6 protein-coding genes are annotated in these 7551 nt (G+C 66.0%); 5 read left to right on the top strand and 1 reads right to left on the bottom strand.

All coding sequences use genetic code 11. The features are described from left to right. Positions 1-1857, top strand: a 1857-nt coding sequence (gene kdpB / locus VFP86_11760) for a potassium-transporting ATPase subunit KdpB (GenBank protein HET9000316.1), incomplete at its 5' end; no start/stop codon positions are given. Positions 1858-1882: 25 nt separating this feature from the next. Then, positions 1883-2455: a potassium-transporting ATPase subunit KdpC gene (kdpC, locus tag VFP86_11765; GenBank protein ID HET9000317.1), complete on the top strand. Its 573-nt coding sequence runs from the start codon at positions 1883-1885 to the stop codon at positions 2453-2455. 12 nt (positions 2456-2467) lie between these two features. On the opposite strand, the gene VFP86_11770 is transcribed toward kdpC, so the two are convergent. Next, positions 2468-3634, bottom strand: coding sequence for a cation:proton antiporter (locus VFP86_11770; protein HET9000318.1), 1167 nt, complete (start codon positions 3632-3634; stop codon positions 2468-2470). A gap of 136 nt (positions 3635-3770) precedes the next feature. On the opposite strand from VFP86_11770, the gene VFP86_11775 reads away from it, so the two are divergent. The 3 genes from VFP86_11775 to VFP86_11785 all read left to right on the top strand — a co-directional run. Further along, complete coding sequence (locus tag VFP86_11775; protein HET9000319.1) at positions 3771-4484, top strand: hypothetical protein; 714 nt, start codon at positions 3771-3773, stop codon at positions 4482-4484. Positions 4485-4583: 99 nt separating this feature from the next. Continuing rightward, positions 4584-7265, top strand: a complete 2682-nt coding sequence (locus VFP86_11780; GenBank protein HET9000320.1) for a sensor histidine kinase KdpD — start codon at positions 4584-4586, stop codon at positions 7263-7265. 8 nt (positions 7266-7273) lie between these two features. Further along, a partial coding sequence (locus tag VFP86_11785) for a response regulator (protein HET9000321.1) occupies positions 7274-7551 on the top strand: 278 nt, incomplete at its 3' end.

Below are 7551 nucleotides of genomic sequence, written 5' to 3' on the forward strand. Positions count from 1 at the left end.
GTGGTCTTCGCCAACTTCGCGGAGGCCCTGGCCGAAGGCCGCGGCAAGGCGCAGGCCGAGGCGCTCCGGCGGGCGCGGCGCGAGACTCCCGCGAAGCGCCTCCAGCGGCCTGTGCGCGGGGCCCCATACGAAACCGTGTCCTCCACGGCGCTGCGAAAGGCCGATGTGGTGCTCGTGGAAACGGGCGGCATCATCCCGGCCGACGGCGAGGTCATCGAGGGGATCGCCTCCGTGGACGAGAGCGCGGTGACGGGCGAAAGCGCCCCCGTCATCCGTGAGTCGGGCGGGGACCGCAGCGCGGTGACGGGCAGCACCCGGGTGCTGTCCGACTGGCTGATCGTGCGGGTGACCGCGGATCCCGGTGAGGGCTTCATCGATCGCATGATCAGATTGATCGAAGGCGCCCGCCGGCAGAAGACGCCGAACGAGATCGCCCTGAACATCTTGCTGGCGGGGTTCACGATCCTCTTCTTGATCGTCTGTGCGACGCTGCTGCCGTACTCGGTGTTCAGCGTCGGCGTGGCGGGGCGGGGGACCCCGGTGACGATCACGGTGCTCGTCGCCCTCCTAGTGTGCCTCATTCCCACGACCATCGGCGGGCTGCTCAGCGCGATCGGGATCGCCGGGATGGACCGCATGATCAAGCGCAACGTGATCGCCCTCTCGGGGCGCGCGGTCGAGGCGGCGGGCGATGTGGACGTCTTGCTGTTGGACAAGACCGGCACCATTACGCTCGGCAACCGTCAGGCCGTGGAGTTCCTCTCCCTGGATGGCAGCGACACCCAACAGTTGGCCGAGGTCGCTCAACTGGCGTCCCTCGCCGACGAGACGCCCGAGGGACGCAGCATCGTCGTGCTGGCAAAGGAAAAGTATGCCCTACGCGGCCGGACGGTGGGCACGGGCCCCGAAGCGCCGCAGGGCGCCAAATTCGTGCCCTTTAGCGCCCAGACCCGGATGAGCGGGGTCGACCTGGATGGCCTCGTCATCCGCAAGGGCGCCTCCGACGCCATCATCGAGCACGTGCGGACGCTAGGGGGAAGCATCCCCGCCGAGCTCACGACGGTAGTCGACCGGATCGCGCGGTCGGGCGGGACTCCCCTTGCCGTCTCGCGCAACGACAAAATCCTTGGCGTCATTCACCTCAAGGACATCGTCAAAGGCGGTATCAAGGAGCGGTTCCTGCAGCTGCGGCGGATGGGCATCCGGACGGTGATGATCACCGGCGACAACCCGCTGACCGCGGCGGCGATCGCGGCTGAGGCCGGGGTGGATGACTTCCTAGCCCAGGCGAAGCCGGAGGACAAGCTCAAGCTGATCCGTGATCAGCAGATGGGGGGCCGGCTCGTGGCGATGACCGGGGACGGCACGAACGATGCCCCGGCCCTGGCGCAGGCCGACGTGGCGGTAGCGATGAACACCGGGACCCAGCCCGCCCGCGAGGCCGCGAACATGATCGACCTCGACAGCAACCCCACGAAGCTCATCGAGGTCGTCGAGATCGGCAAGCAGCTCTTGATGACGCGTGGCGCGTTAACGACGTTCAGCATCGCCAACGACGTGGCCAAGTACTTTGCGATCATCCCGGCGGCGTTCTCCTCGACGTACCCCGTGCTCACGGCCTTGAACTTCATGCGCCTGGCGACGCCGCAGAGCGCCATCTCTTCGGCGGTGATCTTCAACGCTCTGATCATCATCGCCCTGATCCCGCTATCCCTCCGCGGGGTCAGGTACCGGCCAGCCGGGGCGGCCCGAATCTTGCGGGACAACCTCATCGTCTACGGCGTGGGCGGCGTCATCGCTCCCTTCATCGGGATCAAGCTGATCGACGTCATCCTGGCCGCGTTAGGCCTGCGGTAGCGACGCCGAAAAGGAGCGGAGGAGCATGCGTAAGCACCTGTACCCGTCGATCATGCTGACACTGCTGTTGACGGTTCTGTTGGGTTTGATTTACCCGCTCGTCATTACCGGCCTGGCACAGGTCCTGTTCCCGCGGCAGGCGAACGGCAGCCTGATCATCGAGAACGGCCATCTCGTCGGCTCGACGCTGATCGGCCAGCCGTTCGCCGATCCCAAGTACTTCTGGGGCCGGCTGTCGGCGACGTCCCCGCAGGCGTATAATGCGGCTTCGTCGAGCGGTTCGAACTTGGCGCCCACCAACCAGGCGCTCATCGATGCGGTGAAGCAGCGCGTGGCGGATCTCAGGGCGGCCGATCCAGGGAACGCGGCGCCGGTCCCCGTGGATCTCGTCACGGCTTCGGGAAGCGGGCTCGACCCGCACATCAGCCCCGCGGCGGCCCTGTACCAGGTACCGCGCGTCGCCCGGGTGCGCAAACTGCCGGCGGAAGCCGTCCGCACGCTCGTTCGACAGCACACCGCGGGCCGCCAGTTTGGCATCCTCGGGGAGCCGCGCGTGAACGTCCTCGAGCTCAATCGAGATCTCGATCGAGCGAAGTGAGTGACACACGCTTCAGGGACGGGGCGATGTTTCTTCCTGCCGCGCCATGGGGAGGAGCCCGGCCCACCGCATCACGGGCCGGATCGATAACCCCTGTACCAGCAATGTGGACACCACAACACCGAAGGCCCCGGCCACAATCGTCTCACGCCCAGGGATTGTCCGATCCAGGCCAAGGGCGAGCGCGATGGCCACCCCACCTCGGAGGCCGCCCCAGACGAGTGGATACCGCCACGCCCTGGGAAAAAGATCTGTGCGCGTTTGCCGGATCGAGGTGAATGCCTGCACGATAATCACACGAATGGCAAACGCCGTGCCGATCACAACGAGGATGAGCAGCCAGTGATGAATGAGGAGTGCCGCGGGCACCTCCAGCCCGATGAGCAGAAAGAGCATGGAATTGGCGAGAAAGGCGATCACGGCCCAGGTGGTGCTCACGGTTTCGCGCCCAAAGTCGGTCAGATGTCGGGGGCCGTAGCTTCCGAACACTACGCCGGCCGCGACGACGGCGATGACCCCGCTTGCGCCAATGGCATTTGCCGCGAGGAGTGCACCCAGGGCCGCGATGAGACTTCCGAGGGCCTCCACGAGAGGTTGCTGAGTATGGCCCATGGCATACGCGGTCGCCGCCGCCACAAGACCACCGACCACCACGCCGCCGCCGAGGAGCCAGATAAACTGGAGGCCCACCCCCATGAAGCCGACGGTGGCGCCTGCGCCGATAATCGTGAAGAGGACGATCGCCACGCCGTCGTTGAGCACCGCCTCGCCTTCGAGGATCACGCCCAGCCGGATATCCAGACGTGCCTCGCGCAGAAAGGCCAGCACGCTCACCGGGTCGATCGCTGAGACGATCGCGCCCAGCAACAATGCACTGCGCAGGTCGAGGTGAAAGAGCGCCTTTACAGTCCAGCCGATCACCAGCGCGGTCAGGATCGTGCCGGGGACGGCCAGCAATCCAATGAGTCCCCCGTACGTCTTGAGGTGTCTTGGGGGCAACCGGAGGCCGCCCTCAAACAGAAGCGGGGGAATAAGGAGGGTGAGCAGCACCTCCGGCGTGACCGTGATCGGGGAAGCAAGATGCAAATTTCCGATCGCGAGGCCGGCGATGACGAGGGCGATCGTGTACGGTACGCGCAGCTGCTCGGTGACGATAGAGACGGCTGCAGCGACCAGCATGAACCTCAGCGCCAGACTGAGCGCAGTCATGAGTGACGCGATGGTTCGGAATGCGCCATCGCTTCCCCTGTGAGCGCTCGACAAAACGAGAAGCGACGAATGGCGTCCACCTGGCTCACTACGGTACTATAGGCGCATGAATACCATCGAGGCCGAAGCCTCCCCACTCTTGGAGCCCCATGTTGCTCGGGTTCTTGAGTCGATGCAGATCCCGGATTGTGGCCTGCTCGTGTGGCTCGATGGGGAGCGGGGGGGTGATCTCCTCGCCCGCAGAAATCCGTTTAAGCTCCACGGACTGTTCTGGCCGGTCGAGCGCGGCAATCCCATGATCCCCGAGAAAGTTCGCTATCGGGTGACCGCCGACACCAATTACGTCGTCTGGATCGCCCACGAGGATGCGACCGGCCCCTTGGTTGGTCTCACCGTGATCCTTGCCCATGAGCTCCGCCATCTCGAGCAGCGCCTCTTCGATTCGAGCTTATACTACGCCGGCAGCCTGATCTTGCCATACTTATTCTGGCGCATGCAGAACGGCAACCTGCGCTCCGTCCTGGAAGATCCTTTCGAAGACGCGCAGGCCCGAGCCCGCGAGATCGCCGAGTCGATCCACGGAGACGAAGTGACGCGTGCCCACTACCGCAGCGCCAGATGGTACCGATTTCTGAACCGGCGTCCGGTCCCACCGCTCGGTGAGGTCGCCGTCGAGATCCGGACGTTCCTCGAACGGGAGCGCGAGGACATTCGCAACCTCCTTCGAGACTTGGGTCCCTCTGGAACCGAGGCGCGAAGCCTGTGCGAACGCGTTGATTGGCCCGCGTTTGGTCTCCGGGAGTTCGCGGCCCTTGAGTAACCGAGCGTCCTGACGAGCACCAATGCGTTCGCCGAGAACGTGTTATAACGTGTTATATTGGAATCGAATCTGGACCAAACGAGGTGACCCCGAAGCCACATGATCGTCGAGCAGGAACGTCCACGTCCCGAGGCGCTCCTTGAGCAAGCGACGGCGGAGGAGCGGCGGAAGCAGCGGGGGAAACTGAGGGTTTTCCTCGGCTTTGCCGCTGGGGTCGGGAAGACGTACGCGATGCTCGAGGCGGCTCACGAGCAACTGGCCCAGGGGCGCGATGTCGTCGTGGCTTACTGCGAGTGCCATGGGCGGCAGGAGACCGTGGCCCTGCTCTCTGGGCTCCCGGAGATCCCCCGGCAGCGCACCGAATACCGCGGCATCGCGCTCGAAGAGATGGACCTCGATGCCGTGCTGAGCCGCCATCCCCAACTCGCCGTCGTCGACGAGCTGGCGCATACCAATGTCCCCGGTTCGAGGCATACCAAGCGCTACCAGGACGTGGAAGAGCTCCTGGCCGCGGGCATCGACGTGTATACTGCGCTGAACATCCAGCACGTCGAGAGCCTGAACGACGTCGTCGCCCAGATCACCGGCGTGACCGTGCACGAGACCATCCCCGACCGGGTTCTGGAGGAAGCCGACGAGATCGATCTGGTGGATCTACCTCCGGACGAGCTCATCCAACGGCTCCACGAGGGGAAAGTGTACATCCCCGAGCAGGCCAGCCGCGCGGTCGAGAAGTTCTTCCGGCCGGGGAACCTCACTGCTCTGCGCGAGATCGCGCTGCGCTATCTGGCCGGTCGCGTGGACCGGCAGATGCGGACCTATATGGGCGCGCACGCGATCCCGGGGCCCTGGCCGGCGGGTGAGCGTGTGCTCGTCTGCCTCGATCCCAGCCCTGCCGGGGAGCGCCTCGTGCGGACGGGCCGTCGCCTGGCGGCGGGCCTGGACGCCGAATGGATCGTCCTGCACGTGGAAACGGGTGAAGCGAGCCGGTACACCGACGAAGAACGGGACCGGCTCGCGCGGCTGCTTCGGCTGGCCGAGGAACTCGGTGCGACCGTGGTCACGCTCCCCGGCACGAGCGTCGCCGAAGAGGTGATCCGGTACGCGCGAGCCCACAACATCACGAAGATCATCGTAGGCGCCTCGCGCCGGCCGTGGTGGGCCGAGCTCATCCGGGGGGCCGTGGTGGACCGGATCATCCGGGCCAGCGGCGCGACCGACGTGTACGTCATTCGAGGGCCCGTGGAGCGGCTCAAGTCCCTCCGGGCAGAACGGAGGGTGCAGCCGCAGCCCCGCCTGCCCTACCTGTACAGCGCCGGCATCATCGGCCTGGTCACGGCGGCGAGCATGATGGTCCAGGCCCGCTTAGACCCCACGAACCTGACGATGCTGTACCTGCTGGCGGTGGTGATCATCGCCCTGCAGTGGGGGCGGGGGCCCGCGGTTCTCGGCGCGACGCTCGGCGTCGTGGCGTTCGACTTCTTCTTTGTGCCGCCGCGGTTCTCGTTTGCGGTGTCCGACACGCAGTACCTCCTCACCTTTGCCGGGCTCCTGGTGGTCGGCATGGTGATCAGTACGCTTGCCGGTCGGGCCAAGGAGCAGGCGCAGGCTGCGCGGGAGCGGGAGGCCTACACGGCCGCGCTCTACGCGTTGAGCGGGGACCTGGCGTCGATGAACAGCCTGGAAGCGATCGCGGCGGCGGTTGCCCGGCACATCGCCGCCACGTTCAGCCGGGAGGTCGCCGTCTTGCTGCCGGTCGAGGGGCGGCTGCAGCCGATCTACAAGGCTCCTGGCTTCCCGCTGGACGAGAACGAGTTTGCCGTCGCGACCTGGGTGTACGAACATGGCGAGGTGGCGGGCTACGGCACCGACACGCTCCCGGCGGCCTCGGCCCGATATCTCCCCCTCAAGACGTCCCAGGCCGTGCGCGGCGTGCTCGCCGTACGCCCGGCCACGGCCGCGGAGCCGCTGACGTCCGAACAGCGGCACCTCGCCATGGCCTTCGCGAATCAGGCTGCACTGGCCATTGAACGCACGCAACTCGCCGACGTCGCGAAACGGGTGGAGGTGCTTCGCGAGACGGAGAAGCTGCAGGCGGCCCTTCTCGACTCGATCTCGCATGAACTCCGCACCCCCCTGGCGTCGATTACCGGGTCCCTGAGCAGCCTGGCCGACCCAGGAACGGTCCTGGACGACGCCCAGCGTCGCGAACTGCTCGAGACGGCGAGGGAGCAAGCCGAGCACATGAATCGGCTCGTGGGCAACCTCCTCGAGATGACGCGTCTGGAAGCCGGGGCGTACAAGCTGCGGGTTGCGCCCACGGACATTCAGGAACTGATCGGGTCGGTGTTGAGCCAGTTCGGCGATGCGCTGCGGGGACGCGAGGTCAGGGTGGATGTGGGGCCAAGCCTTCCAGAGGTGCCGATGGACTTCGTCCTCATCACGCAGGTGCTGGCCAACGTCCTGGACAATGCCCTCAAGTACTCACCGGCGGGCTCGCCGGTCGAGATCCATGCCGGGATGGCGGGGTCGGAGCTCCAGATCCAGATCGCCGATCGAGGCGTCGGCATCCCCCCGGGCGAGGCTGAGCGCATCTTCGACAAGTTTCACCGGATTCGCCGGCCGCGCGATACAGGTGGAGTCGGCTTGGGGTTGTCTATCAGCGCGGGGATCGTCCAGTTGCACGGAGGTCGTATCTGGGCGGAGCAGCGTCCAGGCGGCGGGACTATCGTGACGTTGTCGATCCCCGCGACTCAGGTCGTCACTCCGGTAGCAAGATAAGCACGCGCGTGGTCGAACCGGGGCTGCGGGTCCTAGTCGTCGACGACGAGCGTGCGATCCGGCGGTTCCTTCGCGTCTCCCTCAGCGCGCACGGGCACAAAGTATTCGAAGCGGAAGGCGGCCAAGAGGGGTTGGCCCTGGCCACCGCCGACCGACCCGATATCATCATCCTCGACCTCGGACTCCCGGACCTCGACGGCGTTGAGGTCACCAAGCGGCTCAGGGAGTGGACCCAGACGCCGATCATCATCTTGTCCGTCCGCGATCAAGAAGAGGCCAAGGTGGC

This window comes from bacterium (genome assembly GCA_035703895.1).
Lineage (GTDB): Bacteria > Sysuimicrobiota > Sysuimicrobiia > Sysuimicrobiales > Segetimicrobiaceae > Segetimicrobium.